General features: G+C 66.2%; 23 protein-coding genes and 1 pseudogene. 11 read left to right on the top strand and 13 right to left on the bottom strand.

The window, feature by feature from the left end:
- Nucleotides 1-22 precede the first annotated feature (22 nt).
- Nucleotides 23-1,027: a YeiH family protein gene (locus QF050_RS14150; RefSeq protein WP_374121571.1), complete on the bottom strand. Its 1,005-nt coding sequence runs from the start codon at nucleotides 1,025-1,027 to the stop codon at nucleotides 23-25.
- 167 nt (nucleotides 1,028-1,194) lie between these two features.
- On the opposite strand from QF050_RS14150, the gene QF050_RS14145 reads away from it, so the two are divergent.
- The 3 genes from QF050_RS14145 to QF050_RS14135 all read left to right on the top strand — a co-directional run bounded on the left by QF050_RS14145 (nucleotide 1,195) and on the right by QF050_RS14135 (nucleotide 4,601).
- Nucleotides 1,195-2,751, top strand: a complete 1,557-nt coding sequence (locus QF050_RS14145; RefSeq protein WP_308930979.1) for a circularly permuted type 2 ATP-grasp protein — start codon at nucleotides 1,195-1,197, stop codon at nucleotides 2,749-2,751.
- Nucleotides 2,752-2,826: 75 nt separating this feature from the next.
- A complete protein-coding gene (locus QF050_RS14140; protein ID WP_018761308.1) occupies nucleotides 2,827-3,753 on the top strand; it encodes an alpha-E domain-containing protein in 927 nt (308 codons plus the stop codon).
- Complete coding sequence (locus QF050_RS14135; RefSeq protein WP_308930978.1) at nucleotides 3,750-4,601, top strand: transglutaminase family protein; 852 nt, start codon at nucleotides 3,750-3,752, stop codon at nucleotides 4,599-4,601. The genes QF050_RS14140 and QF050_RS14135 overlap by 4 nt, the downstream gene beginning before the upstream one ends.
- Nucleotides 4,602-4,647: 46 nt before the next feature.
- Here QF050_RS14135 and QF050_RS14130 read toward each other — a convergent pair whose 3' ends face one another.
- The 3 genes from QF050_RS14130 to glgC all read right to left on the bottom strand — a co-directional run bounded on the left by QF050_RS14130 (nucleotide 4,648) and on the right by glgC (nucleotide 8,088).
- On the bottom strand, nucleotides 4,648-5,118 hold the full coding sequence (locus QF050_RS14130; RefSeq protein WP_308930977.1) for a pyridoxamine 5'-phosphate oxidase family protein: 471 nt from the start codon (nucleotides 5,116-5,118) through the stop codon (nucleotides 4,648-4,650).
- 18 nt (nucleotides 5,119-5,136) lie between these two features.
- Nucleotides 5,137-6,588 carry an SDR family NAD(P)-dependent oxidoreductase gene (locus tag QF050_RS14125; protein ID WP_308930976.1) on the bottom strand — a complete coding sequence of 484 codons (1,452 nt, stop codon included), beginning with the start codon at nucleotides 6,586-6,588 and terminating at the stop codon, nucleotides 5,137-5,139.
- Nucleotides 6,589-6,675: 87 nt separating this feature from the next.
- A complete protein-coding gene (glgC, locus tag QF050_RS14120) occupies nucleotides 6,676-8,088 on the bottom strand; it encodes a glucose-1-phosphate adenylyltransferase (protein ID WP_308930975.1) in 1,413 nt (470 codons plus the stop codon).
- Nucleotides 8,089-8,189: 101 nt separating this feature from the next.
- On the opposite strand from glgC, the gene glgA reads away from it, so the two are divergent.
- Entirely contained in the window at nucleotides 8,190-9,395 is a 1,206-nt protein-coding gene (gene glgA / locus QF050_RS14115) for a glycogen synthase (RefSeq protein ID WP_308930974.1), read from the top strand.
- 93 nt (nucleotides 9,396-9,488) lie between these two features.
- On the opposite strand, the gene QF050_RS14110 is transcribed toward glgA, so the two are convergent.
- The gene (locus QF050_RS14110) at nucleotides 9,489-11,603 is read right to left on the bottom strand and encodes an acyl-CoA dehydrogenase (protein ID WP_308930973.1); all 2,115 of its coding nucleotides are present in this window, start codon (nucleotides 11,601-11,603) and stop codon (nucleotides 9,489-9,491) included.
- Between the two features lies 1 nt (nucleotide 11,604).
- On the bottom strand, nucleotides 11,605-12,375 hold the full coding sequence (locus QF050_RS14105; RefSeq protein ID WP_374121529.1) for a TetR/AcrR family transcriptional regulator: 771 nt from the start codon (nucleotides 12,373-12,375) through the stop codon (nucleotides 11,605-11,607).
- Nucleotides 12,376-12,394: 19 nt separating this feature from the next.
- Between QF050_RS14105 and QF050_RS14100 the strand changes: the two genes are divergently transcribed.
- Genes QF050_RS14100 through QF050_RS14090 form a run of 3 tightly spaced genes read left to right on the top strand, consistent with a single transcriptional unit; the run spans nucleotide 12,395 to nucleotide 16,014 of the window.
- Nucleotides 12,395-13,750 (top strand): acetyl-CoA C-acetyltransferase, encoded by a 1,356-nt coding sequence (locus tag QF050_RS14100; RefSeq protein ID WP_308930971.1) that lies wholly within the window; start codon nucleotides 12,395-12,397, stop codon nucleotides 13,748-13,750.
- Between the two features lie 9 nt (nucleotides 13,751-13,759).
- Nucleotides 13,760-15,100 (top strand): 3-oxoacyl-ACP reductase, encoded by a 1,341-nt coding sequence (locus tag QF050_RS14095; RefSeq protein WP_308930970.1) that lies wholly within the window; start codon nucleotides 13,760-13,762, stop codon nucleotides 15,098-15,100.
- On the top strand, nucleotides 15,097-16,014 hold the full coding sequence (locus QF050_RS14090) for a MaoC/PaaZ C-terminal domain-containing protein (protein WP_308930969.1): 918 nt from the start codon (nucleotides 15,097-15,099) through the stop codon (nucleotides 16,012-16,014). The genes QF050_RS14095 and QF050_RS14090 overlap by 4 nt, the downstream gene beginning before the upstream one ends.
- 14 nt (nucleotides 16,015-16,028) lie before the next feature.
- Here QF050_RS14090 and QF050_RS14085 read toward each other — a convergent pair whose 3' ends face one another.
- From QF050_RS14085 to QF050_RS14060, 5 genes and pseudogenes are all read right to left on the bottom strand, one after another.
- Nucleotides 16,029-17,081, bottom strand: a complete 1,053-nt coding sequence (locus QF050_RS14085; RefSeq protein ID WP_308930968.1) for an FUSC family protein — start codon at nucleotides 17,079-17,081, stop codon at nucleotides 16,029-16,031.
- Nucleotides 17,082-17,174: 93 nt separating this feature from the next.
- Nucleotides 17,175-18,285, bottom strand: a pseudogene (locus tag QF050_RS14075) (serine hydrolase domain-containing protein).
- A 45-nt stretch (nucleotides 18,286-18,330) separates the two neighbouring features.
- Nucleotides 18,331-19,419, bottom strand: a complete 1,089-nt coding sequence (locus QF050_RS14070) for a glutathione S-transferase C-terminal domain-containing protein (RefSeq protein ID WP_308930966.1) — start codon at nucleotides 19,417-19,419, stop codon at nucleotides 18,331-18,333.
- Nucleotides 19,420-19,447: 28 nt separating this feature from the next.
- Nucleotides 19,448-20,188, bottom strand: coding sequence for a M50 family metallopeptidase (locus QF050_RS14065; protein WP_308930965.1), 741 nt, complete (start codon nucleotides 20,186-20,188; stop codon nucleotides 19,448-19,450).
- Nucleotides 20,189-20,350: 162 nt separating this feature from the next.
- The gene (locus tag QF050_RS14060; protein ID WP_018761323.1) at nucleotides 20,351-20,653 is read right to left on the bottom strand and encodes a DUF4193 domain-containing protein; all 303 of its coding nucleotides are present in this window, start codon (nucleotides 20,651-20,653) and stop codon (nucleotides 20,351-20,353) included.
- 197 nt (nucleotides 20,654-20,850) lie between these two features.
- Between QF050_RS14060 and QF050_RS14055 the strand changes: the two genes are divergently transcribed.
- The 4 genes from QF050_RS14055 to QF050_RS14040 all read left to right on the top strand — a co-directional run bounded on the left by QF050_RS14055 (nucleotide 20,851) and on the right by QF050_RS14040 (nucleotide 23,653).
- Entirely contained in the window at nucleotides 20,851-21,993 is a 1,143-nt protein-coding gene (locus QF050_RS14055) for a glycosyltransferase family 9 protein (RefSeq protein WP_308930964.1), read from the top strand.
- Nucleotides 21,990-22,961 (top strand): glycosyltransferase family 9 protein, encoded by a 972-nt coding sequence (locus QF050_RS14050; protein WP_308930963.1) that lies wholly within the window; start codon nucleotides 21,990-21,992, stop codon nucleotides 22,959-22,961. Before QF050_RS14055 ends, QF050_RS14050 begins: the two co-directional genes overlap by 4 nt.
- Nucleotides 22,962-23,036: 75 nt before the next feature.
- Entirely contained in the window at nucleotides 23,037-23,258 is a 222-nt protein-coding gene (locus QF050_RS14045) for a hypothetical protein (protein ID WP_308930962.1), read from the top strand.
- A gap of 203 nt (nucleotides 23,259-23,461) precedes the next feature.
- Nucleotides 23,462-23,653, top strand: a complete 192-nt coding sequence (locus tag QF050_RS14040) for a three-helix bundle dimerization domain-containing protein (RefSeq protein ID WP_308930961.1) — start codon at nucleotides 23,462-23,464, stop codon at nucleotides 23,651-23,653.
- Nucleotides 23,654-23,690: 37 nt separating this feature from the next.
- On the opposite strand, the gene QF050_RS14035 is transcribed toward QF050_RS14040, so the two are convergent.
- On the bottom strand, nucleotides 23,691-24,710 hold the full coding sequence (locus QF050_RS14035; protein WP_308930960.1) for an NADPH:quinone reductase: 1,020 nt from the start codon (nucleotides 24,708-24,710) through the stop codon (nucleotides 23,691-23,693).
- A 120-nt stretch (nucleotides 24,711-24,830) separates the two neighbouring features.
- Complete coding sequence (locus QF050_RS14030) at nucleotides 24,831-26,444, bottom strand: phospholipase D-like domain-containing protein (protein ID WP_308930959.1); 1,614 nt, start codon at nucleotides 26,442-26,444, stop codon at nucleotides 24,831-24,833.
- Nucleotides 26,445-26,470: the final 26 nt, after the last annotated feature.

Genomic DNA, 26,470 nt, shown 5'->3' with positions numbered 1-26,470 from the left:
ATCACGGTGCCGTTTGATTGGCTCAGCCCGCGATCGCGAAGGCGGCAGCGAGGCCCAGCACCGCAATAAGGAGCCAGGAGGCGAGGGCCGCCAGGAGCGCCTGCCCTCCTGTGTGCAGCAGCGTGCGGATCCGCACTGCCGAGCCCAGCCCGAACAAAGCCGCGCCCAGGAGAATGTCCTGCACGGTGGCTCCGGCCTCGAGCCAGCCGGGGGCCAGCCAGCCTGTGGAACGCAGCGCCACCATGGCAACGAACCCCAGGACAAACAACGGCACCAGCGGCGGCCTTTTCGACGTCCCGCCGTCCGAGTCGGCCGGGGGCCGGGCGCCCCGCCAATGGTGCGCGCCCGCCACCGCGGCAACGGGGGCCAGCAGCAGGACCCGGGTGAGCTTGACGACGACGGCGATCGCCAGTGCCGCGCTTCCGGCGGTTTGCGCCGTGGCCACCACCTGGCCGACATCGTGCACCGAGGCGCCCGTCCAGGCGCCGAAGACCGCCGCCGAAAGCCCCAGCGGATGGGAAAGCAGGGGGAGGACCCCGATGGCCAGGGTTCCGCAGAGTGTCACCAGGGCAACCGGCAGGACGGTGTCAGCGTGCCGGATGCGGCGAACGGCGGCCATGGCGCCGATCGCCGAGGCGCCGCAGATGGAGAACCCGGTGGCCACCAGGAGTGATGTCACCGGCGGCAACCGGAAGAGTCGAGAGATGGCGTAGGTCCCGCCGAAACTGGCGGCCACGACGGCCACGATCAGGACCAGTGCCGCCCACCCCAGGTGAAGGACGTCCATGATGCTGACCTTCAGGCCCAGGACCACGATCCCGGCACGCATCAAATGCTTGCCCGCGAAATCCAGCCCAGGCCGGGCGCGGCCCGCGGTCCAGGCACCCGTTCCGGGCAGGTTGGCGGCGAGGACGCCCAGGACCACAGCCATGGTCATGGCGGGCAGCGCGGGTACCAGCCCGTGCACCAGGAACGCGGCAGCAACGGCGGCGGCCGCGGTCAGGAAGCCTGCGATGAACCGCACCAGCGGGTGCCGGGAACCGCCGTGGCCGGGCGCTGGGAGGCTTCTGCTGTCTGGCACTCACCTACTGTGCCCGAAGAGGCCCGTAAAGTACGAACCGGGCCATCGGTGCCAACACGCCAGAATGGATGGCAGTAATGAATTCGAAACAAAAAGATGGTTGGCTATTGGACATGTCAGACCTATTCCAGGATTACTCCGAGGCCGCGGGCCGCACCGGAGCCTACGACGAGATGTTCGCCCCCGGCCAGCAGGCCAGGGACTCGTACGGGCAGGTCGCGGACGCCCTCCGGAAGCTCTCGCTGGCGGACGTGAGTGCGCGCGCGGACTCGATGGCCCGCACCTTCCTGGACCGCGGCGTCACGTTCGACTACGCCGGCGAGGAACGGCCCTTCCCGCTGGACATCGTGCCGCGCGTCATCCCCGCCGCAGAGTGGAACGTCCTGGAACGGGGCGTCGCCCAGCGCGTGCGCGCCCTTGAGGCATTCCTGAACGACGTTTACGACAAAATGACCGTCGTGTCCGACGGCGTCATCCCGCGCCAACTGGTGACCACCAGTGCGCACTTCCACCGCCAGGTCCACGGCTTTGAACCGGCCGGCGGGGTCCGGGTCCACATTTCCGGCATCGACGTCGTCCGTGACGCCGCCGGTACCTTCCGCGTCCTGGAAGACAACGTCCGTGTCCCCTCCGGCGTGAGCTATGTGCTGGAGAACCGGCGCGCGATGGCCAAGGGCCTGCCCGAAGCCTTCGGCCAGCAGCTCATCAGGCCCGTCGAGGAGTATCCCCGCCGGTTGCTGTCCGCACTGCGCAAAACCGCGCCGGCCGGCGTCGACGATCCCACCGTCGTCGTCCTCACCCCCGGCGTGTTCAACAGCGCCTACTTCGAACACACGCTCCTGGCCGGGCTCATGGGTGTGGAACTGGTGGAGGGCCGCGACCTCATCTGCCGCGGCAACCGCGTCTACATGCGCACCACCGCGGGTGAACAGCGCGTGGATGTCATCTACAAGCGCATTGACGACGACTTCCTGGACCCGCTGCAGTTCCGCTCCGATTCCATGCTCGGCTGCCCCGGCCTGGTCAACGCCGCCCGCGCCGGCGGCGTCACCATCGCCAACGCCGTGGGCAATGGCGTGGCTGACGACAAACTGGTTTACAGTTACGTCCCTGACCTGATCCGCTACTACCTCAGCGAGGAACCCATCATCGCGAACGTGGACACCTTCCGCCTCGAGGAGAAGGAGGCCAGGGAGTACACCCTCGACAACCTTGCCGATCTGGTGGTCAAACCGGTGGACGGGTCCGGCGGCAAGGGCCTGGTCATCGGCCCCGACGCATCCAAGGATGAACTGGACGCCCTCCGCCAGCGCGTCATCGCAGACCCCCGCGGCTGGATCGCCCAGCCGGTACTGCAGCTCTCCACCGTTCCCACCCTCGGCGGGGACAAGTTCGGCCCGCGCCACGTGGACCTGAGGCCCTTTGCCGTGAACGACGGCGAGAATGTCTGGGTGCTTCCCGGCGGCCTCACCCGGGTGGCGCTGAAGGAAGGATCCCTGATCGTCAATTCAAGCCAGGGCGGCGGGTCAAAGGACACCTGGGTCCTGGCCGACTCACCCCAGATGCCGGTGGAAACTGTTCCCCGCCAATCGGTCACCGTCCGTGAACGGGTCTCCGTGTGGCCGGTGGAAAGCAACTGGCGGGACCGTCAGTCGGAGCAGCAGCAGTGAGCCGGACATTTAGGCACGTGGCCGCCGTCGTACATTTTCTTGACACTGTTCCGGACGCGCAGGAGGTAGCCGCGAATGCTTAGCCGTATTGCCGAGTCCTTGTTTTGGATTGGCCGCTATGTGGAGCGGGCTGACGGCACCGCCCGCATCCTTGACGTGCACCTGGAGCGCCTGAACCACCTCCCCATGGAGGAACGCCGGAGCGTAGCCCAGGAACTCCTGGCAGTCATGGGCGCCAGGCCGCAGAGTGAAGACTTTGGACTGCCCGAGCTGCTGCACGCCCTCGCCTATGACAAGACGAGTGCCACGTCCATCGCCGGCTCCCTGGGTGCCGCCCGGGAGAATGCCCGCCGCGCGCGGGAAACCGTCTCGTCCGGTTTGTGGGAGAGCCTGAACACCACGTACTACGGGCTGAGCCAGCACCGCAAGGACGTAGTGGGCACCTACCGCTTCTGCAACTGGACCCTGGAACGCACGGCCATGGTCAGCGGCCTGGCTGACACCACGGTCAGCCACGACGAAAGCTGGCTTTTCCTGGTGCTGGGCCGGTCCTTGGAACGGGCCGACATGACGGCCCGGATGCTGTCCACCCGCGACGTGCTCTCTGCGGGCATGTCCTGGGTCAACATGCTCCGCTGCGCTGGAGCCTACGAATCCTTCCTGCGTACCCGGCGGGCGGCGTTCGGTGACCAGCACGCGGCCGAATTCCTGCTCCTGGACCGGCTGTTCCCGCGGTCGATCGTCTACGCATTGCGCGATGCCGACGAGTGCCTGGCGAAGCTTGATCCGTCAGCGCAGCGGGTGGGGTTCATCAACGACGCCCGCCGCATCGTTGGCCAGGCCCGGACCTTCCTCGAGTTCCACCGGACCGATGACCTCATGTCCGAGCTCCCCGAGCATATGGAGCGGGTGCAGAAGGCCGTGTCCCAGGCCTCGGATGCCATTTCCCGTAAGTACTTCAATCAGGCGGACGAACTTGCCTGGGTGGGAGAAGTGTCATGACCCGGTTGAGCATCGTCCACAGGACGGCCTACAAATACAACAAGCGGGTGACGCTGTCCTACAACGAAGCCCGGATGACGCCGCTGACGGACTCCCAGCAGGTGGTGCTGGAATCCGTGGTCAAGGTGTCCCCGTCGCAGGCGGCCGTCAGCACCTACCGTGACTATTGGGGGACCAGGGTTACGGCCTTCGACATGCAGATGCCGCACGAGCATCTCGAGGTGGTTTCCAACATCACGGTCGAAGTGCACCGGGCGGAAAAGATCCCCACCGAGGCGGACATCGTGGGCTGGGACGTTCTGGCGTCGCCGGACACCCTGAACACCTTCAGCGACTGGCTGCCGCAGTCCCGGCTGAGCGGCCCCGGTGAAGAAGTGCTGGGCATCGTTCCCGACGTCGTGGCCGGCAAGAACCCGCATGAGGCAGCCATGGCGGTCTTTGCCTGGATGCGCGGCGAGATGACGTACATGTCCGGCTCCACCGCCGTCACCACGAACGCGGAAGAGGCCTGGGGCCAGCGCCAGGGTGTCTGCCAGGACCTGGCCCACCTTGCCATCGGTGCACTGCGGAGCTGCGGGATTCCCGCCCGGTATGTCTCTGGCTACCTGCACCCGCGGTCCAGTGCCGGGATCGGTGAGACTGTCGCCGGGCAGTCGCACGCCTGGCTGGAATGGTGGGACGGGGACTGGCGCAGCTGGGACCCCACCAACCACAAACCTGCCGGGGACTTCCACGTCACGGTGGCGCGGGGCCGGGACTACCGCGACGTGCCTCCGCTGAAGGGCATCTTGTCCGGCGGTGGCGGGTCCGCCCTCAACGTGAGCGTGGAGATCACCCAGCTCGCCTGACCACGGCTCCCCCGGCCATCACGGCCGGGGGAGTGCCGCCGTCGTCCTATTCCGGTGCCGTCCTGGCGGAACTGTTGATCTGTGTCCACCAGGTCATCGGATCGGTGACCTTGAAGCGGCGGCCCGTCATGGAGTCCGGGGTGATGCGCACGAACGCATCCTTGCGTCCCGCCTGCCAGGGGAACAGGTACAGGCGGGAGGTGTCGAGTATTTCTTCGGTATTTTTGACCAGGGCGGCTGTCCCCTTGACCACCACGCTCCATGCCAGGCCTGTGTCCTGGTCCACGCCGTCCGCTTCCACGGCGACGGCGGCATCCTCACCGGTTGCTGCGGAGAGTTTGGTGCCCTGGCCAGTGCGGAACACCAGCGTGCCGCCGTCCACTGTGTAGTTGACCGGAAAAATATCCGGCCGCCCGTCAGCCAGTACGGCGAGCCTGCCCACGGAGACTGTCCGCAGCAATGCCCAGCAATCGTGGTGTTCCAGGTTCTCCACCTGGTTGGATGACTCGTTGCTCATGCCGTGAGCATACGCCCATCACCAGGGGCTGGGCTTGTAATCCTTGAGGAAGACACCGTACTGGTCCTCACCGTTTTCGCCCGTGACGATGGGATCGTAGACGCGCGCGGCGCCGTCCACCAGGTCCAAGGGAGCGTGGAAGCCTTCCTCCATGAGCCGGACCTTGGTGAAGTGGGGACGTTCGTCCGTGATCCAGCCGGTGTCCACGGCGGTCATCAGGATGCCGTCGGTGTCCAGCATTTCCTGTGCGCTGGTGCGGGTCATCATGTTCAGCGCGGCCTTGGCCATGTTGGTGTGCGGGTGCCCGGGGCCCTTGTACGCACGGGAGAACTGCCCCTCCATGGCACTGACGTTCACGATGTACTTCCGCCGTGCGGTGGAGCGCTTCATCGCCCCCCGCAGGCGGCTGACCAGCAGGAACGGGGCCGTCACGTTGCAGAGCTGGACTTCGAGCATCTCCAGCGGATCCACCTCGTCCACCACCTGGGTCCAGCTGTTGATGGTGGCCAGGTCCGGGACCAGGCCGCCGGCGTCGATGGCCGTCCCGGACGCAATCCGTTCCAGCGACGCCGAACCCGTAGACAGGGCAAGCGACGTGATAGCGTCGCCGGCCAGGACCGGGTGCTCGGTGACGCTGCCGGCCAGGGCCAGCGGGTGCTTGTCGTGGGCGTGGCCGAAGGTCAGCAGTTCCGGACCGCCGTTGGCGTATTCCAGTGCCGGGGGCAGCGGCTCATCTTCGGCATCCACCAGCGGCTTGTAGGCATTGCCGGAACGCCGGACGGTTTGCGCCGCGTTGTTGATGATGATGTCCAGCGGACCGGCCGCGTCAAGCGAGTCGGTCAGCGCCATCACCTGGGCCGGATCACGGAGGTCGATGCCCACGATCCGCAGCCGGTGCAGCCAGTCGGCACTGTCTTCCATGGCGGCGAAGCGGCGCGCGGCGTCCTTAGGGAACCGGGTGGTGATGGTGGTGTGGGCACCGTCGCGGAGCAGCCGGAGGGCGATGTACATCCCGATCTTGGCGCGGCCTCCGGTGAGCAGTGCACGCCGTCCGGTGAGGTCGGTGCGTGCGTCGCGCTTGCTGTGGCTGAAGGCGGCGCACTCGGGGCAAAGCTGGTGGTAGAAGGCGTCCACCTGGGTGTAGTGCTGCTTGCAGATGTAGCACGGGCGGGACCGGATGAGGTGGCCTGCGATGTTTCCGGTGGCGGACGGAGCCAGTTTGTTGCCGCGGGTCTCGTCGTCGATCCGGTCCGGGGCAGCGGTGGCGGTCTGGGCGATGACTGCCCGGTCAGCCTCGGCAATGGAATCGCGCTTGGTGACCCTGCGGTGCCGCTTGACGGCCTTGAACATCTTCCCGGTGGCGCGGCGCACCGAAACGTAGTCGGGGTGCTCCTCGTCGTACGCGTGGATCGTGTTCAGGACCTTGAGGCAGGCCTGGATTTCCTCAGGGGTCAGATCGGGGGAGCTCATTAGCCAAATTTTACAGCGTACGGCGGGGGCCGGAGCACCGTCCTGGTGCTCCGGCCCCCGCCGTACATTCTTCCCGTCAGGACCCGGTCACGACACCCGGGCGTCGTCCGGTGAGGCCTTCGCCGCCGCAGCAGCGTGCGTCTCCGCAACCTTGCCCACAGTCTCGAGTACTTCGGGGTACTGGTCCGCTGCAGCTTTGACGGCCTTCGGCAGCAGACCGAGGTGTTGCGCCGCCAGCTGCCTTTCGGCCTCGCCCGGTTCCGGTACTTCCTGGCCCTTGGCCAGGACGGTGATGCCGGATTCGGTGACTTTGTATCCACGCGCCCGGTCCAAGTCCGGGTCCAGGCCGATTGCGGCCCCTGCCGGTACCTTGACGTTCTTGTCGAGGATGGCGCGGTTGATCACGGCGCCCGCTCCAACCTGCACCTTGTCCATCAGGACCGAGTCCGTGACCCTTGCGCTCGTGGCCACATAGACGTCGTTGGACAAGACCGAGCCTTCAACAATGCCGCCGGAGATGACCACGCCGCTGGCCACGATCGAATCCAGGGCCGTACCGACCGTGTTGTTGTCGCCCCTGACGAACTTCGCGGGCGGCGAGATGCTCTGCCGGGTGTAGATGGGCCACTCGGAGTTGTAGAGGTTGAACACCGGCATCGGGGAGATGAGGTCCATGTGGGCGTCATAGAAGGAATCGATGGTGCCCACGTCGCGCCAGTAGGTGCGGTCGCGTTCGGTGGAACCCGGAATATCGTTGAGCGTGAAGTCGTAGACACCCGCTTCGCCGCGGTTGACGAAGTAGGGGATGATGTCGCCGCCCATGTCGTGCTTGGTGTCCAGCCGCTCGGCATCCACATGCAGGGCTGCCACCAGGGCGTCGGCGTCGAACACGTAGTTGCCCATGGAAGCCAGGAACTGGGAAGGATCCGCGGCCAGCCCCGGCGTGCTGGCCGGCTTTTCGACGAACGCGGCGATCTTCTGGGAATCGTTCTGGTCCACTTCGATAACGCCGAACTGGTCCGCCATGTGCAGCGGCTGCCGGACTGCCGCAACCGTGGCCTTGGCACCGCTGTGCACGTGCTGGGCCACCATCTGGGCGAAGTCCATGCGGTAGACGTGGTCCGCTCCGACCACGACGACGATGTCGGGGTTGGCGTCTTGGATGAGGTTCAGGGATTGGTAGATGGCGTTGGCGCTGCCAAGGAACCAGCTCTTGCCCACGCGCTGCTGGGCGGGAACGGAAGCGATGTAGTTGCCCAACTGGGTGGACATACGCCAGGTCTCGGAGATGTGGCGGTCAAGGCTGTGGGACTTGTACTGGGTCAGGACGACGATCTGCAGGTAGCGGGAATTCACAAGGTTGGATAACGCGAAATCGATGAGGCGGTAGCTGCCGGCAAAAGGCACGGCGGGTTTGGCCCGGTCTGCCGTCAGTGGCATCAGCCTGTTTCCCTCGCCGCCTGCGAGGACAATGGCCAGGACTTTCTTATTCAACGGCATGGTGGTCGCTCCTGTACGCCTTCGTAACTCCCAAGACAGTCCGGTCCACCCGGACTCCTTCACACTAGAACAGTTATGCGTGAAGGACTACCTTGGGTCTTGTGCGTATAGACATTGTGACTAAAGAGTTTCCGCCGGAGATCTACGGTGGCGCCGGGGTGCACGTCGCCGAATTGAGCAGGGTGCTTAGTAAGCACGTTGACCTGCAGGTTCGTGCTTTCGGGGCGCCACGCGACGCTGACTACCACGGGGCGACGGTGACGTCCTACCAGGTGCCGGAGGACCTCGGCGGGGCCAACGCGGCCGTGCAGACCCTGGGCGTCGACCTCCGCATTGTGCCGGATGTCCAGGGCGCCGACGTGGTCCATTCGCACACCTGGTACGCCAACATGGCGGGCCATCTGGCGTCCCTGCTCCACGGAATTCCGCACGTTCTCAGTGCCCACAGCCTTGAACCGCTGCGGCCTTGGAAAGCCGAGCAGCTCGGCGGCGGCTACGCCCTCTCATCATGGGTGGAGAAGACGGCGTACGAGGCTGCAGCAGCAATCATCGCCGTTTCGGAGGGCATGCGCCAGGACATCCTGCGCAGCTACCCCAACGTGGACCCGGAGAAGGTCCGGGTGGTCCACAACGGCATCGACGTCGAGCTGTGGCAGCGTGACGAAAACGACGACGCCGTCCGCGCCCTTGGCATCGATCCGACCAAACCGAGCGTTGTCTTTGTGGGAAGAAACACGCGGCAAAAGGGCGTCCCGTACCTCCTGCGGGCAGCCGCGAAGCTTCCCGCCGATGTTCAGCTGGTCCTGTGCCTGGGTGCGGCGGACACTCCGGAGCTCGCTGCGGAAACCGCCGCCCTGATCGAAGACCTGCAAAAGCAGCGCACGGGCGTAGTCCTCATCGAGCGGATGCTGCCGCGGCACGAGCTCATCCAGGTGCTCAGCCACGCCACCGCGTTCGCGTGCCCCTCCATCTACGAACCCCTCGGGATCGTGAACCTCGAGGCGATGGCGTGCGGAGCAGCGGTGGTGGCCAGCGCCACCGGCGGTATCCCGGAGGTGGTGGAGCACGGCAGGACCGGGCTGCTGGTGGACCTGGAGCAGGTCACGGACGGGACCGGAACGCCGCTGGATCCGGAGAAGTTCGTCAAGGAGTTCGCGGCAGCCCTCACTGAGGTGGTGTCCGATCCCGAGCGCGCCCGTGCAATGGGACAGGCCGGCCGGGAACGTGCCGAGAAGCACTTCTCCTGGGAATCCATCACCGAGACCACCCTTGAGGTGTACCGCTCCGTGCTGCCCGCCTCCAGCTGAGTGCCCCCACAGCAGAAATAACGACGGCGCCGCTCCCCGTGGAAGGGGAGCGGCGCCGTCGTTCTTTCTCGGCAGAAAGGCGCGGTCCGCGGCTCAGCCCTTTCGGCCGGCCGCGGTCTTCGCGATAAGGACCTTCTCGTCCACCGGAGCCTGCCCGCTGGCGCGCTGGTTCCGGAAGTGCGCCCTGGCCTCGTCCTGCCGCACTTTCTCGGCGCCCGTGGCGATGGCTGCGCGGACGTGGTCCTCGCCATAGCCGAAAGCGTCCACCAGGTCCACGGCATGCGGACGGATCTTTTCCAGGAGCCGGTTGATGTACCCACCTACGGTCCGCGCCCGCTGCATGGAGAGGCGCCCGTTCATGAGGTACCAGGACAGGTTCTTCTCTATCAGGGAAAGGCCGAAGAGGTCGCGCAACCAGGTCAGGACAGTCCGGGTGCCCGGGTCCGTGACGTTGTCCAGGGCTTCGGTGAAAGCTTCCCACTGCAGCAACTCGGCGTGGGCCTGGGCGGCGTCGATGAGTTCGTTCTGGTGCCTGTTGAACAGGGCGGCACCCTTGTCCTGCGGGAGCCTCTTGCTGCCCTTGAGCGCGGCGCCGGCCTCCGCCACCATGGTCTGCACCCTGTCGGTGAGGAGCGCGCGCTGGCCTTCCTCGTCGCGGAGGGCGAGCGCGGCCTTCTGGACTGACCCAGTGTCCGCGACGAACTGCGCCACCTGGCGCAGGCCGGTGCGGTGTACCGCTGCACCGGCGGCCTGGTTCACCACGTAGCGGGCCAGTACGCCGAAGTCCACGTTCCGGAATTCTTTCGCGTAGTCAGCGAGCAGGCGCTTGGCCACGAGCTGCAGCAGCACGGTGTTGTCACCCTCGAACGTTGCATAGACGTCAAGGTCGGCCCGGAGCGAGGCGAACCGGTTCTCGATCAGGAAGCCGGCACCGCCGCATGCCTCGCGGCATTCCTGCAGGGTGTCCAGGGCGTGCCAGGTGCTCAGCGGCTTCAGCGCCGCCGCCAGGGTCTCGAGGTCCTGGCGGTCCGCGTCCGTATCGTGCGCGCCGGAGAAGACGTCGTCGAACTTTCGCAGCAGCTGCTCGTGGGCAAAGCCGGCAGCATAGGTGGTGGCGAGCCGGGTGAACAGCCGCCGCTGGTGCCGCTGGTAGTCGAGCAGGACTTCTTCGTCTGTGTGGGAGGACGCGTTGAACTGGCGGCGTTCGGTGGCGTACTGGATGGCCGCTTTCAAAGCCAGCTTGGAGGCGGCAACGGCGGCGCCGTCCAAGGACACGCGGCCCTGGACCAGCGTTCCCAGCATGGTGAAAAAGCGCCGGCCGGGGCTTGCAATTGGGGACGTGTAGGTTCCGTCGGCGTCGACGTTGCCGTACCGGTTCAGGAGGTTGGTGCGCGGGACGCGGACGTTGGTGAAGTGCAGGCGGCCGTTGTCGATCCCGTTAAGGCCGCCCTTGATGCCATCATCCTCGCCCCCGATGCCGGGCAGGAACTCCTTGGTGTCCGGGTCCCGCAGGTCTACGTAGAGTGCGTGGACTCCGTGGTTCACCCCCCGGGTAACCAGCTGGGCAAACACCACTGCGCCCAGTCCATCCGTGGCGGCGTTGCCAATGTAGTCCTTCCACGCCGCGCGGAACGGCGTATGGATGACGAATTCCTCGGTATCGGGGTCGTAGGTGGCCGTGGTGGCGATGCTGGCCACATCCGAGCCGTGGCCTGTCTCCGTCATGGCGAAGCAGCCGGGGATCTCCAGGTTCATGATGCCCGGCAGCCATTTGGCGTGGTGTTCGCCCGTGCCCAGATGCATGACGGCCGATCCGAACAGCCCCCACTGGACCCCGGCCTTGATCTGCAGCGAAGGATCCGCCACCACAAGTTCCTCGAACCCGGCGATGTTTCCGCCGTGGTCGTCAGAACCGCCCAGTTCCGCCGGGAATGCCCGGTGGACGGCTTCGTTGTCCACCAGGTACTTCAGCTGGCCGAACACCCGCCCGCGGTGGTCCGTGTGTGTCAGGCCTTCGACCTTGTGCAGTTCCGGACGTGCAGCCAGGTCCCTTGCCTGGAGCCGCACGTCGGCCCACTTTCCCAGGAGTTGCCGCCCCAGGGCCGCGACGTCGACGGCGGGTGCGGGGGTGTCGGCCACGGGTTTGGCTGCCGGGGTTGCCGGGGGACGGAGCCCTCTGCGGGCGGTGCGGTCCACTACGTCAGTCATGTCACAGTCCTTCTTTGGCGGATAACTTGGTGGTCGGTGGGGTAGAGGTGAGTTCCGGGGCTATGCCAACACACAGCCATGCCGTGATGTGGCGGGCCATGGTTTCCTGGCTTGGCTTGGCGGGGGAGTCCGGTGTGCTGAGCCACTGCTCGCCGGCGTTTCGTACCAGGCCGATTGCCGCCCGGGGCCAGAAGTCGATGATGGCTTCCCCCACATCACCCAGGTGGGAGCGCATCGGCGTGGCGATCATGTCCGCAATGGCATCGAAGAAGTGGCCCAGGGCACCGGCCCCTGTCGCCGAAGGCGTAGGGTCTGCGGCCTCGCCGGGGGAGTAGCTGGTGACGAACGCATAAACGCTGGGGCTGGTGTCTGCCATCTGCAGGTAGGCCGAGACCATCGCCAGCAACCCTTCCCGCGGAGTAACGGCACTCTGCGCTGCTTCCTTGATGCGGTTCTGCATTTGGCTCAGGACCACTTCTCCCACCGCCTGCTGCAGGCCGGCTTTGTCCCCGAAATAGCGGTAGAACACGGATTTCGAGGTTCCGGCCGCCGTGGCGATTTCTTCCATGGACGCGTCGCTGCCCAGCGCATGGACTGCCCTGCGGGCCAGCTTGATCAGCTCGCGGCGCCGCTCCTCGCGGTGGCTCTGCCAGCGTGCGGAACGGCCGTCTGGACTGGCGGCAGACGGCAGCTCGACGGTGAGCGGGAGGCCGGTATTACGGAAATTCACGATACCCAGCGTATCAGGTACGCTGGGTATCGGTAACCGCATGTGAGCAGAGGAGCCACCCATGTCCATAGACGGACAGTCCACGCCAGCACCTGATGAATCAGTTCGAGCAGCAGTTCCCGCGCCCCGCAGGGCGGTGATAGTCGGCGGCAACAGGATTCCCTTCGCGCGGTCGGGCGGCGCCTACGCGAAGTCCTCCAACCAGGACATGCTGACCGCGGCCCTCGACGGCCTGATCGCACGCTTCGGCCTCCAGGACGAACGCATCGGACAGGTTGCCGCAGGCGCCGTCCTCAAGCACTCCAGGGATTTCAACCTCACCCGGGAAGCCGTCCTTGGATCTGCCCTGTCCGCCGAAACGCCGGTGTACGACCTCCAGCAGGCCTGCGCCACCGGCTTGGAGACAGTGGTGGGCCTGGCCAACAAGATCAAGCTGGGCCAGATCGATTCCGCCATAGCCGGCGGCGTGGATTCAGCATCCGATGCTCCCGTGGTGGTCAGCGAGGGGCTCCGCGACATCATCCTTGACCTCAACCGCGCCAAAACGCTTCCCCAACGCCTCCAGATCCTGAGCCGCCTCCGGCCAAAGGACCTGGCCCCGCTGGCGCCCGGCACGGCGGAACCGCGCACAGGCCTGTCCATGGGAGAGCACCAGGCGCTGACTACTGCGCAGTGGAAGATTTCCCGCGAAGCGCAGGACGAACTGGCGCTGAACAGTCACCGGAACCTCGCGGCCGCCTACGAGTCAGGTTTCTTCGATGACCTGCTGACTCCCTACCGTGGACTGACGCGGGACGGCAACCTGCGCGCTGACACCTCATTGGAAAAGCTGGCGTCGTTGAAGCCGGTGTTCGGCAGGAACCTCGGCGCCGGCGCCACCATGACGGCGGGCAACTCCACCCCGTTGACCGATGGCGCCTCCACCGTCCTCCTCGCCTCCGATGACTGGGCCGATGCCCGCGACCTGCCCAAACTGGCGGCCGTGGTGGACGCCGAGGCGGCAGCCGTGGATTTTGTGCACGGCAAGGATGGCCTGCTGATGGCCCCCGCCTTCGCAGTTCCCAGGCTCCTGGCCCGGCAGAACCTGACGTTGGCGGACTTCGACTTCTTCGAAATCCATGAAGCCTTCGCGGCCACAGTCCTCAGCACGCTTGCGGCCTGGGAGGACGAGGAATTCTGCCGGACCCGGCTGGGGCTGGACGGCGCTTTCGGCAGCATCGACCGTTCACGCCTCAACGTTAACGGATCATCTCTCGCAGCGGGCCACCCCTTCGCTGCCACCGGCGGCCGGATCGTGGGTACGCTGGCCAAGATGCTCCACGCGAAGGCAGGTGTGGAGGGGCGGCCCGCCCGGGGCCTGGTGTCTGTGTGTGCGGCCGGCGGCCAGGGCGTTGTCGCGATTCTGGAATCTGTGTAGGGGGCAGTCATGACGGATACTTACACCCAGCTGGTCAACAGCGGCCTGGGCCGCAACGTGGCCAGGAAGCTCGGGCTCCCGCAGCCCGCGGTGCTCCGCCGCTACCAGCCCGGACAACCTTTGGTCGTCGGCCCTGTCGTCGTCGTAGGCAACACTCCAGGGGCTGACAGCCTCGCCAACGAATTGTTGTCCTGGGACCTTGACGTCCGGAGGCACGCCGTTCCGGCCGAAAAGCTGGGCGCCATCATCCTGGTCCTCGACGAGCTGGAGCATCCGACGGACCTGGAGCAGCCGGTACTGTCCGCCGCAGGCTCACTGCGGGACCTGCGCCCCGGCGGCCGGATCATTACGGTGTCCCGGCCTGCAGCGGACGTACCTTCCCCTGCGGCCGCGGCTGCCCGCCAGGGCGTCGACGGTTTCCTGCGGTCCCTGGCCAAAGAGCTGCGGGCAGGCGCCACAGCCAACGGCGTCCTCCTCTCGGAGGGCACCACCTGCACGAGCCCCAGCGCACTGGGCGCCATCAGGTTCTTCCTTTCCGGCCGGTCGGCATTCGTTGACGGGCAGTTCCTGAAAGTCTCCTCGCAAGAGGGTGCCCTTCCCGTCAACCCGGAAAGGCCGCTGTCGGGCAAGGTCGCCGTGGTGACCGGCGCCGCCAGGGGAATCGGCGCCGAAATTGCACGGACGCTGCACCGCGACGGAGCCACGCTGCTCCTTGTCGACATTCCGGCGGCAGGGGACCAGCTGGCGGCCGTGGCCAACGAGGTGCGGGCTACGGCACTGCAGCTGGACATCAGCAGCGCGGACGCCGGCGGGCGGATCCTCGACCATGCAGCGCAGCGGCACGGCCGCCTGGATATTGTGGTGCACAATGCCGGGATCACCCGGGACAAACTACTGGCCAACATGGACCAGGCGCGGTGGAACTCGGTCATCAACATCAACATTGCGGCCCAGCTCCGGATCAACGAAGCCCTGCTGGCTTCGGACCACTTCCGCTCATCACCGCGGATCGTGTCCGTTGCCTCCACCAGCGGCATTGCCGGCAACAGGGGACAAACGAACTACGCTGCCTCCAAAGGCGGCGTGATGGGCATGGTACGGGCCACCGCCCCGCTGCTCGCCGCCAATGGCGGCACCATCAACGCCGTCGCGCCCGGGTTCATTGAAACCGAGATGACCGCGCGCATTCCTTTTGCCGTCCGGGAAGTGGCGCGCAGGCTCAACTCGCTGCAGCAGGGCGGCCTCCCCACGGACGTGGCGGAAACCATCGCGTTCCTGGCCAGCGACGCCGCGGGCGGAATCAACGGAGAGGTGCTGCGGGTGTGCGGGCAGAACCTGGTGGGGGCATGACACTCCAGCAACCAGTGATCCTCGGTGAGATGCCCTCGCTGTCCAAGCTGTACGTCAATGCCGCCGCCCAGGCAGCACGTCGAAGGCTTCTTGGAACGCATGACTCGGCCGATCTTCCTGCCGAGAGCCACGAAGTCAGGGGCGTTACGGTGGACGTTGGAAACCTCACGGCGTACCAGCACCTGATCGGCGAGACCGCCAGCGACGTCCTGCCTGCCGGCTTCATCCATGCCTTGGCTTTTCCACTGGCCATGAGCGTCATGAACCGGGACGACTTCCCGCTGCCCCTGTTGGGGATGATCCACCTGCGCAACAGCGTTGAGCAGAGAACGCCGCTGGTCTTCACGGACGTCCTTGACGTAACCGCCAGGGTGGAGAACCTTCGGGGCCACCGGGCGGGAACGCAGGTGGATGTGGTGGCAGAGGTGCGCCGCGCGGGCTCGGCGGACATTCACTGGCGGGGGGTCTCCACCTACCTGGCCAAGGGGGTGTTCCTTCCGGGCATCGACAAACCGTCCGCCACCGCGCAGAAACCGGATTTCACGGCGCCCGCCCCGACGGCTCTGTGGCACCTGGGGGTGGACACGGGCCGTGCGTACGCCGCCGTTTCAGGTGACTTCAATCCGATACACCTGAGCGTGTTGTCGGCCAAGGCGCTGGGGATGCGGCGGTCGATAGCCCATGGGATGTACCTCGCCTCGCGTGCGCTCGCGGACGTCGGGCCTTCCCGCGGTGACTCCTTCAGCTGGGACGTGGATTTTGAAGCGCCGGTCTTCCTGCCGTGCCGGGTGGCTTTGGAGATCAGTACGGACCAGGCCGCAACGGGTGCGTGGAAGCATTCGCGCTTCGTCGCATGGAATCCGCGTTCGGGGCGCCGCCACTTCAGTGGCACAGTCTCAGCGCTCCAGGCGTAGAGGCGCCAGGCGGCTCAGTCCTTTGGCCTGACGGCGCGCAGGATGCGGTGCAGGCTCAGGAGGACCGATTCGGAGGCGGGGACGGTCCCCTTCTCCGCCTGCCTGGCGGTGGTGGCGGCCATGCAGGCTTCCACTGCCGCCTTGGCGGCGTCGTACCGGCCCTGGCGCCCGTTGTCTGCACCCTCGTCGTCTGTGGACAGCAACTTTCCGGTCGCCGTGATTGCTTCGGCCAGCGGTTCAGTGTCCTCCAAGGGGATGTCATAGGGCAGGTCGCTGTTCCAAATCACGTCGGAAAGCACGTCGGTCATGTCCTGGATGTGGAAGGTGACCTGCTCCAGGTTTTGCAGGTCGCGGTAGTCCTGGTCGATGTCCCTCGGGTGCAGCTTTCGCCGCGGGTTGGCGCGCCGGCTGGCGTCAGCCTCTTTGACCAGGTGCCGCACCGATCTCGCCGCGTCGGAAAGCTCCTCTGACCTGCGCGACCATTCTTCATGCTCCGGCGGCCACTTCTCCGTGAGGGCTGCTCCCATATCGGTCAACTGCCTGCCAAGGGCGCGCCTGAGCTCTGCCAGGCTGGTGGCGGCCGCATTCAGGTGCAGCGGTGGAAAGATCAGGAAGTTTACGGCGATGCCCACCGCCACGCCAGCGGCCATTTGCAGGAGGTACCCGTAGGAGAAGTCCTCGGCATTCCTGCCGCCGACCAGCAAAACCAGGAGTGCCGCCGTCGGGATCCAGTCACTGCCGGAACCGATGCCGGGCAGGCCGCCCAGGAGCACCCCGACGCCCATGAAGAGAGCAACCGTCAGGGGCGAGGGATCGGAAATGCTGACCAGGATGAAGGCCAGGCCTATCCCCACCGCCAAACCTGCGATGGCCTGAAGGCCGTTCCGAACCGAGCCGGCCACGTTGTGGTACATCGCCACAAGGGCGCCCAGTGGCGCATAGTACGTGTAGTGCGACGCCGCGCCCGGCATGAGTGGAGCGATCGTGAAGGCCACGCCCGCGGCGAGCGCGGCTTTGGCCGCCAGCTGCAGCCGTTGTGCTGCGAAGGCAGCAGAGATTCCGTCCACCGATTGTTTGAGAAGTTGGGTCCCCCGAGCCCACCGTGCCTCCGGTCGTGCTTGAGTATTGCCCATCCGGACCACAGTAGGGCCGGGACCCCGTCAGGACAAGCCGGCTGCTGAACGCCGCACTTCGGTGGCCAGCCGGTGGGCCCTGCCCGGTGTCCGCCCCTCCTCTTGGCGCCGGGGGATGTAGCCGAAGCCAAGGCCGTAGGAGGGGTCGGCAAAGCCGAGCGCGGCGTTGGCTCCCTCGTGGCCAAAGGCGCGGTGGCTGCCGAAGTTCCGTGACGGGTGCGGTTTCATGAAGACGACGGCGAACGCTTTGTCGAGTCCCGAAGAACGGTCCAGGCCCCACACCTGCTCCCCGGGACATTGCCTCGATGGTGGGGACCGAGAGGAAGGGCCGGCCGCCGTCGACGCCGGTTGTTGCCGCCGCATACAGGCGGGCCAGCCCGTCAGCGGACCCGACCCCTCCGGCGGCGGACATGCCTGCTGCGCGGACTGCGCGGATGTTTGGCAGCTCCATGATGGTGCTGACGGGTGCGTTGCCGTTAATGCCTTCCAGGCTGAGCGGGTCCACCCACCCTTGGTCCCGCGCGTCCTGGTAGAGGACGTCCCGGTAACGCGGTTCCAGTTCTTCCGGCAGGCCGAGGAAGAAGTCCACGCCGTGGGGCGTCCGGATCCTGCGGTCATAGATAGCCTGCAATGGCTCGCCCGCCGTGCGGCGGCACAGCTCCTCCATCAGGATTCCGATGGTGAGGGCGTGATATCCGAACTGCCGCCCGGGCTCCCACAGGGGAGGGGCAGCGGCGAGCCGCGCCGCAGCTTCGGACGTGGTGAACTCGGCAAGGCCAAAGCCGCCGTCGATTCCCGTCAGCCCGGCCTGATGGGACAGTGCTTCCCTGACGAGCAGCCTGTCTTTGCCATGGACGGCGAATTCCGGCCAGTAATGGGCCACCGTCTTGTCCAGATCGAGGAGGCCGTCCTGGACCAGCAGTGCGATGACCATTGCGCCGACCCCTTTGGAGCAGGAGTAGGCCCCCGTCACGGTGTCAGGCGCCATGTCCGGGCCTCCGGTCAGCCGGACCACCTGGCGGGAGCCTTGATACGCGGCAAGCTGGGCACTGTAGTGGGGGTCCTCAGCGAGCAGCGACTCGAACAACGCCAGCACGTTCCCGTATCCGGGTGCAACGAAGCCTAGGGAAGTTTGCATGCCTCCCAGCATAAGGGAAAGCGATTTCCTGCGAGCGGTTTCCGCCTAGTCCTCTGCCCCGTGTCCGGGCGGCACTTCCTCGCCCGGCCGCACCGGTGCCGGCGGAGTACCGTCTCCGAAGGGCCGTCCGCCCAGGGACTCGCGGCCGTGGTCGTCGAGCCATCCGCCCAGGTCCGGCCCCGAGGGGACAATACCGGTGGGGTTGATGTCCTCGTGCACGATGTAGTAGTGCCGCTTGATCTGGACAAAGTCGATGGTGTCGCCGAATCCGGGAGTCTGGAACAGGTCCCGCGCGTACCCCCACAGGTGCGGCATCTCGCTCAGCTTCTGGCGGTTGCACTTGAAGTGGCCATGGTAGACGGGATCGAACCTGGCCAATGTGGTGAACAGGCGTACGTCCGCTTCGGTGATGGTGTCGCCCACGAGGTACCGGTGGCGTGAGAGCCGCTCTTCCAGCCAATCCAGCGCGGTCCACAGCCGGTCGTAGGCCGAATCGTAGGCCTCCTGTGAGCCGGCGAAGCCGCAGCGGTACACGCCGTTGTTGACTTCCGTGAACACACGCTTGTTGACCTGGTCGATCTCCTCGCGGAGGTGCTCGGGGTAGAGCTTCGGTGCGCCCGGCCGGTGGAACTCCACCCATTCGGTCGAAAAGTCGAGGGTAATCTGCGGAAAGTTGTTGGTCACAACTTCTCCGGTTGCAATGTCCACGATCGCGGGGACGGTGATGCCCCGCGGATAGCCGGGGAAGCGTTTGAAATAGGCCTCCTGGAGTCGTTCGATGCCCAGAACGGGGTCCACGCCGCCCGGGTCGAGGTCGAAGGTCCAGGATCGGGCATCGTGGGTGGGTCCGGGCTGGCCCAGGGAGATGGCGTCTTCGAGGCCAAGCAGCCTTCGGACTATGACGGTCCGGTTTGCCCACGGGCAAGCCCTGGCGGCAATGAGCCGGTACCGTCCTGCTTCCACGGGCCAGCCGTGCTCTCCGTTGCTGCCGGGCGCGGCGTCCTTGGTAATGCGGTCCTCGATGTAGTTGGTATCACGGGTAAACCCGGCGCCACCGGTCACATAGGCGCCTCGGGTGCTGTGCCCGGTGGTGTCTTCCGCCGCTGTGGGAGTGCTGTCCGTTTCCTCGCTCATGCTCTTAGCGTATGCGCCACCGGACATCCTAGGTCCCGCCAAGAAGGATCTGCGAGACCGGAAACCAGGCCGCAAGCCATGATCCGGCCACGAGGAAACTGAAGATTGTTATCCAGACGGCAGACGGTACGGAGGTGGCGCGGTACAGCAGGTAGGCGTCGGAAGTCCCCAGTCGATCGCGACGCCGGAGGTGGACGTGGGTGAGTTTAGCCAGGTCCCGGACCGCGGCCACGAGCAGGGCAAGGCCGAAGATGACGGCGGCGTGTCCGGCGACGGCGGCCGGTGCGAGGAACGTGAGGGCTGCAGCGCCGGCTATGGCGGCGATCGTAATGAGGAAAGCCGCAAGGTTGCGAAGGAAAAGCAGGGACGCGGCCAGCACCACCATGCTCACGGCCATGGCTGCGGCGCCCCACCCGGTGACTCCGCTCCACACGAAAGCCGCACCAACAACGGCCGGGACCGGATAGCCCCAGAAACACGACCAGGCAGCAGCCAGACGGCTCCGGCTGTAGGTGGTGGTTGTTCCGGAGTGGTCCAGGCGGAGCCGGATCCCGGACAGCCGTTGCCCCGAGGTGACGGCGGCAAACGCGTGGCCCAGTTCGTGGGTGGCGGTGGCGAGAAGCCCGAAGTAGCGCCAGGAACGGCGCGGAATGGACAGCGCCGTTGCAGCTGCCAGGGACAACAGCATTTCTACCCAGGTGATGTTGGGCACGGCGGCCTGGGTGAAGGCCGCTGCGAAGGTGTTCCACAAGCTCGCTGGGCTGTCCAACGCTGCCTCCTGGCTGCCGGGTCGTCGTCGTAAGTGCTTGACCGCACGTTACGCACCTTGTCTGGGCGAATGCTTTAAAACCGAGAGGCACGCCCTTTGCGGCGTGCCCCTCGGTTCTTGTTCAGGAGATTCCGGGCGTTTCCGCCGGAACGTGCCGGCCTCCTAGCCTTCGCACTCGGTGCAGTAGCTGTGGCCGTCTTTCTGGCGGGCAATCTGGGACCGGTGCCGGACCAGGAAACAGGAGTAGCAGGTGAATTCGTCCTCTGCCTGCGGAATGACCTGGACTACGAGCTCCTCAGCGACGAATTCGCCGCCAGGGACGCCGGCGCCGTCCAGCCCGTCAGCCTCGTCCAACTCCTGCACAACACTGCGGGCGTCGGGAGCATTTGCTGACTGGAGCTGCTCAAGTGAGTTGTCCTGCGATTCCTTGACGTCGGAACGCAGTTCATCGTAATCGGTTGCCACTTTAGGTGCTTCTCTTTTCTTTGATTGGCTGTCGGGTATGAAACGTACAGCATCAGGCCCGTATTCCCCAACAGGGAGCGTACACGCGCCGGTGATTGGGTACATGTTCAAAGAGCAGCTGCCGGCCACCAGCCGGAGTCCGGCTGCGCAGGAAGAGGACGGCGGGGGCCGTCCGCTGGACAATGGAAGGGGCTGTCGTGGAAGGACCCACCGCACGGTTCGGAGGTTCGGAACAGGTCGGTGCAGGCGTTGGCCCGATACTGGAGAAGTTTGATGCCGTATCCCAAATTGCCGTGCTGCGGGGAGGCGGCCTGGGTGACCTCCTGTTCGCCGTTCCCGCCTTGGCTGCCCTGAAGGCGGCCTACCCGGCTGCGACGATAACGCTACTGGGCACGCCGATCCACCGTGCACTGCTCGAGGCGGTGGAAAGCCCAGTAGATAAAGTGGTGATCCTGCCCTTTGCCGAAGGAGTGCGGCCCGGGGATGAAGATCCCGACGAACTTGCCGCGTTCTTTGCGGACATGCGGTGCCGTAACTTTGACCTTGCCGTCCAGCTCCATGGTGGCGGACGATACTCAAACCCGTTCCTGCAGCGGCTCGGAGCCCGCCACACGGTAGGGACCCGCACCCCGGATGCGGCACACCTGGAGCGAAGCGTCCCCTACCTCTATTATCAACACGAACCCCTCCGGGCCTTGGAGGTGGCAGGATTCGCAGGCGCCTTTCCCGTTGACCTTGAAGCACGGCTGGTTCCCGCCGCAGGCGGAGCTGTCCCCGAAGCAGCCGGCCGCGACAGGGCCCGCCCCCTCGTAGTGATCCACCCGGGCGCAACCGACCCCCGCCGTCGCTGGCCCACGCAAAAATTTGCGCAGCTGGCAGCTGCCTGCGCGGCCGATGGCTCACGCGTGCTCCTCATCGGGGACAGCAGCGAACGCGAACTTGCTGACCGGATAGCCGCATTGGCTGCAACCCCCGCAGTCCACTCAATCGCCGGGGAACTCAATATGGCAGGACTGGTGGCCGTCCTCGCGGACGCTGACGTCGTGGTGGCAAATGACAGCGGCCCGCGGCATCTGGCCCAGGCGCTCGGCGTGCCCACTGTCGGAATTTATTGGGTGGGCAACGTGATCAATGCAGGCGCCCTGGGCCGAAGCCTTCACCGGGTCCACGCCTCGTGGATCACGGCATGCCCCACGTGCGGCATCGACATCACGCAGGTGGGCTGGACCGCACCGCGCTGCGCCCACGACGACTCACTGGTTGCGGATATCGGGGTGGGTGACGTCTACGAGGATGTCCGCAGCCTAAACGCTCTGAAGTCCGCGACCCAGGCCGCATGAACGGCGCGGAAATGGTCCCGGAATCCAGCGCTACGACGCCCACCGGCCAGCGGCCGGAGCTATTGGTGCTTCGGGCCCTCAAGCTGGGAGACCTGCTGGTCGCGGTGCCCGCACTTAAAGCCCTCCGGAGGGCATATCCGGGGCACCGGCTCCGGTACGCGGCGCAGGGTTGGCTCGCCGAAGCCCTGGAGCTGGTGGGTGGCTATGAGCTGTTGCCCACGCACGGCCTGGACGAGCCACTGGCTGTGGAGCCTGGCCTGGTGGACGTCGCCGTCAACTTGCACGGCAGCGGCCCGGAAAGCCAAGGCCGGGTCGAGGCCTTGAAGGCGCGGTATACCGTTGGCCACCGGAGCGTTCACCGGGATGGTCCGCCATGGAGGCCGGAACTGCACGAGCGCGAACGCTGGGTCCGGCTCCTGGAATGGCATGGGATAACAGCTGATCCACTCGACGTGCAGCTTGAGCGGCCTCGGATTCCGAGCCCCGTACCCGGTGCCGCCGTCCTGCATGTGGGTGCCGCCTACGGCAGCAGGCTGTGGCCTGCGGAGCGATTCGCAGCGGTGGCGGCGGCGCTCGCAGCGGCGGGACACCGGGTGGTATTCACAGGGGGTACCTCCGAGCGGGGCCGGGCCGGGGAAGTCTGCCGCCTCGCTGGCCTCCCGGACTCCTCAGTGCTGGCAGGTGGGCTCGGCCTGGGGGAGTTTGCGGCCACCATCGCTGCTGCACGGCTGGTGGTCTCGGCAGACACGGGAGCTGCGCATCTCGCATCTGCGTACGGGACCCCGTCAGTGGTGCTGTTCGGGCCCGCGCCGCCGGAAATCTGGGGTCCGCCACCGGGGCCACATACTGTTCTGACCCGTGCTGACCTGCGGCGCGGCGATACGTTCGCGGATCAGCCTGATCCGGCGTTGCTGGCCGTCCAGGTGCCGGATGTCATGGCAGCAATCAGGGATCTGGGAGTGTTTTAGGTGTTGTGGGTTTAGACGGCTTTGATGTGGATCTGCGGGGGTCGGCCACGGCCGTCGAGGCCTAAAATTGTGATTATGAGCACTGAGCTGGAGATCGCCTTGGTGTTGGGGACCGCCCTCCTGTGGATGGCGGTTACGCTGACCATCCTGTCCGCTATCGACCGTCCGGAACGGAAGGCCCGGCGGCAGGAACGCCGTGGCATCCGGACGGAAAAACGGCGGATCGAGTACCGTCCGGCCGTGGCGGGTTCGCGCGTGCACCGCCATACCCGGCCCCGGAGGTTGCATCTGCACTGACGACAACGGGACGCCGGCGGGTGCCCCCGGCGACCGGCGCGATGGCGAGGCAGATTTCGACCTAACGCGGCGCTTGCCGTCGTGCGCCTTCCCTTGGCCCCGTCCCACCCGGATCCTGAGCCCCGTCCCACCGGAAACTTCTCCACGGCTGCCTGGATCGTCAAGTCTTGACGAGGTTCGCCCGGACCGCTGACACTTTCCGGATGGGAGTAAGCGAAGAGTTGCGGGCCCTCGGCGAAGTGGTGGACCGGCTGGTGGCGAGGTTTCCCGCGCTGTCCCGGGAGCAGATCGAGGAAGTGGTGCAGCAAGAGCACAGCATGCTTGACACCGGAAGGGTGCGCGCGTTCATACCGGTGCTCGTTGAACATGCGGCGAGGGACCGGCTTTCGCAATAGTTCCTGGAGCGGCATCGCCACCGCCGGTCCCCGCAAATTAAGACGCGACGTCGATAAGCACTTTTCCGATGATGCCCTGTTCTACGGCGTCATGGGCAGCTGCGGTTTCCTCCAGGCGGAAGCGTGACAGCGGCAGCCCATGTTCTTCGCCGACGCGAAGCGCGCCGGCTTCGAGGGCTTCGGAGACAGCAGCCACGGCCTGCTGCTTCTGCTCATCGGTAACCGTGTAGGTGAGGATGAATTGCAGCCGGACATTCTTGGTCATGCTTTCGCGGATGGGCACGGTGAGTGAGTCTCCGGGGTTTGCGGCGTAGACGGAGATCGTTCCGCCCGGCTTGAGTACTTCAAGGTCCGCCTCTATGTTCGCCGGAGCGTTGACGTCCACGATGATGTCCACGTCGTCCGGGCACGCCTCACGGACAGCACGAACGACGTCGTCCGTCCGGTAGTTGATGATCGTGCCGGCGCCCGCCCGCCGTGCCAGTTCCGCCTTATGGTCGCCGCTGACGGTGGTGATGACTGATGCCCCGGCCCATCGTGCCAACTGGATGGCTGCATGTCCCACAGCTCCCGCGCCTCCAGTGACCAGCACGGTCCGCCCGGCCAGGACGCCGGGGGAGAGCCGGGACGGTCCGCCTTCTGTCGAGGTGAGGGCGCGGTGGGCGGTCAGTGCGGGAATGCCGAGCGAGGCGCCGGCGTCGAAGGACTCTCCGGCCGGAAGGGCCACGGCCTTCCCGGCGGGCACTGTGACGTACTCCTGCGCAGTGCCTTCGTTGCTGTCCCACGCCACGTCCCAGAGCCAGACACGGTCCCCGACGCCGAACCCGGCCACCCCGGAACCTACCGCATCGATCACCCCGGCCCCGTCCTGGTTCGGAACCTTGGGCGCGTCGAGCTTCGTGCTCCCGCCACCGGAGCGGGACTTCCAGTCAGTAGGGTTCACCCCGGACACGAGCAGTCGGACCCGGACCTCGCCCGGACCGGGGTCCAGCAGCGGCTTGTCGCGGAGCTTCAGGACCGATGATGGGCCTGTCTCCTCGTACACGATGGCTTTCATGTCTACTCCAAATCCGCACTCGGCTGCAGTTACCGCTACAACTTACCGCGGCCGCAACGTGCCCCGTGCAGGTGGTTTGTTCGGCCCCGGTCGCCGGTCTCCGGGGGACCTGTCCGGCGGCTAGAACCTGTCTGTGCCGCGGAGGGAGCGTGGGCGGCCGTCCGGGTCCACTACGAGGCGGTACAGCGGATCGGCCCAAAGCCGGTGGAGCGGCGGCAGGGGCTCTATGGTGTGGCGGCGCACCTGTCCGGAAGGCCGAGGCGTCCGGCGCCCGTCCCGGTGCCATTGATCAAGGGCATCGGCAATGCTGTTCCACAGGTCCAGCCCGGCCGTTCGCGCAAGGAGTCGCAGGTCTTCGGTGTCCAGCCCCAGGTGCTCGGCCCAGAGCTGGGTTCGAAGTTCCCTGGCCAACGGCCCGGGTGCGGCAGGTTCGTTGGCTTCGGCGGGGCTGCCGCTTCCGGAGCCGGAGGTATCGACGACGGCGCACGTGAGCTCGCTGTCAGTGGTCCAGGACCGGCGGTTAAAGTTGTCCGATCCGCAGGTGAACCAGGCGTCGTCGATGATGCAGATCTTGGCGTGGACATAAATGGGGGTGCCGTCGGTGTTCTCCAGGTCGAACACCCCGACCCGGTCCGGCGCGGCCCGCCGGAGCATGGTGATGGCGCGCACTTGCCCCAGCCGCCTGGGCGGGCCGCCTACCCGACCATCCGAGTCCGGATATCGGGGTACGACGATGATCACCTGCAGCTCAGGATTGCGCTCCAGCGCCGCTGCGATTCCGGCCGCGACCTCGGTTGACCATAAGTACTGGTCCTCGATGTAGATGAGTGAACGGGCTTGGGAGAAGGCTTTCGCGTAGGCGCGGGCTATGCTTCGCTCCCCGCTGGGAGCGAACGGGAAAGGTGGGTGCTTCCGGCCGTACGTACGCAGCAGCTGCACCGCGTGCGGGCCCGCCGGTGGTGGGGGAGGGGCAGCGGCCGGAAGCGGTTTGGGGTGACGGGGCATCCGGGCCAGGCGCTGCAGCAACATGCGGTAGGGCGTGTGTCGGTCCAGCGGGTGCGGATCGTTCCACCGTTCAGCGAAAACCGCAAGGACATCGGCCACCACTGGGCCGCGGAGTTCCAATGCAGCATCGTGCCACGGGGGCCGCTGACTGTATTTGGAATCCATCTTTACCGGTTGCGGGTCACCGCCATGGCGGGCGTCGTCCCGGCGGCTGTGTGAGAGGTCGAGCCCGCCGACGAAAGCGACGTCCTTAGAAGGGTCGTCGCGACGGCGGATGACCACCATTTTCTGGTGATGGGAACCAAAGAGACGCACGCGCTGATCCAGCAGCGCTTCGCCTCCGGCATCGTTGATTTGCCGGCTGAGGAGTTCGTTGGAGCGCCCGCTGATGGGGGCCGATACCCGTTCGCCGTGGGACCGCCAAACGAGTCCACGGACTTCCACCCCTGCACGGGCCAGCCCCGCCAGAACCTCACCAATCGTGGGGCCGTCCGCAGATAGCCGCTCATCCGCATCCCCGCGCCAGTCCGTGAACCATACCCGGTCACCGGCCTGCAGAGCCGACAGTTCTTCATGCAAGCGGGAAAAGTAGGACGCGCCATGGACCAAGGGCCGCACCAGGTTTCCCTCTGACCAGGACGGGGATCCGTCGTTCCCCGCCTGCACAGCGCTGGCAGGATTTCCCCGCTCGGATCTGCTCAGGAACCACTTGCCGGCGATGTTGTCCAATCGGCGCTCCTTGTCCGGGCCCCGGG

The sequence above is a fragment of the Arthrobacter sp. SLBN-112 genome (assembly GCF_030944625.1).
Taxonomy (GTDB): Bacteria; Actinomycetota; Actinomycetes; order Actinomycetales; family Micrococcaceae; genus Arthrobacter.
Note: the sequence above shows the minus strand (reverse complement) of the source record. Positions and strands in the feature narration are given on the sequence as shown.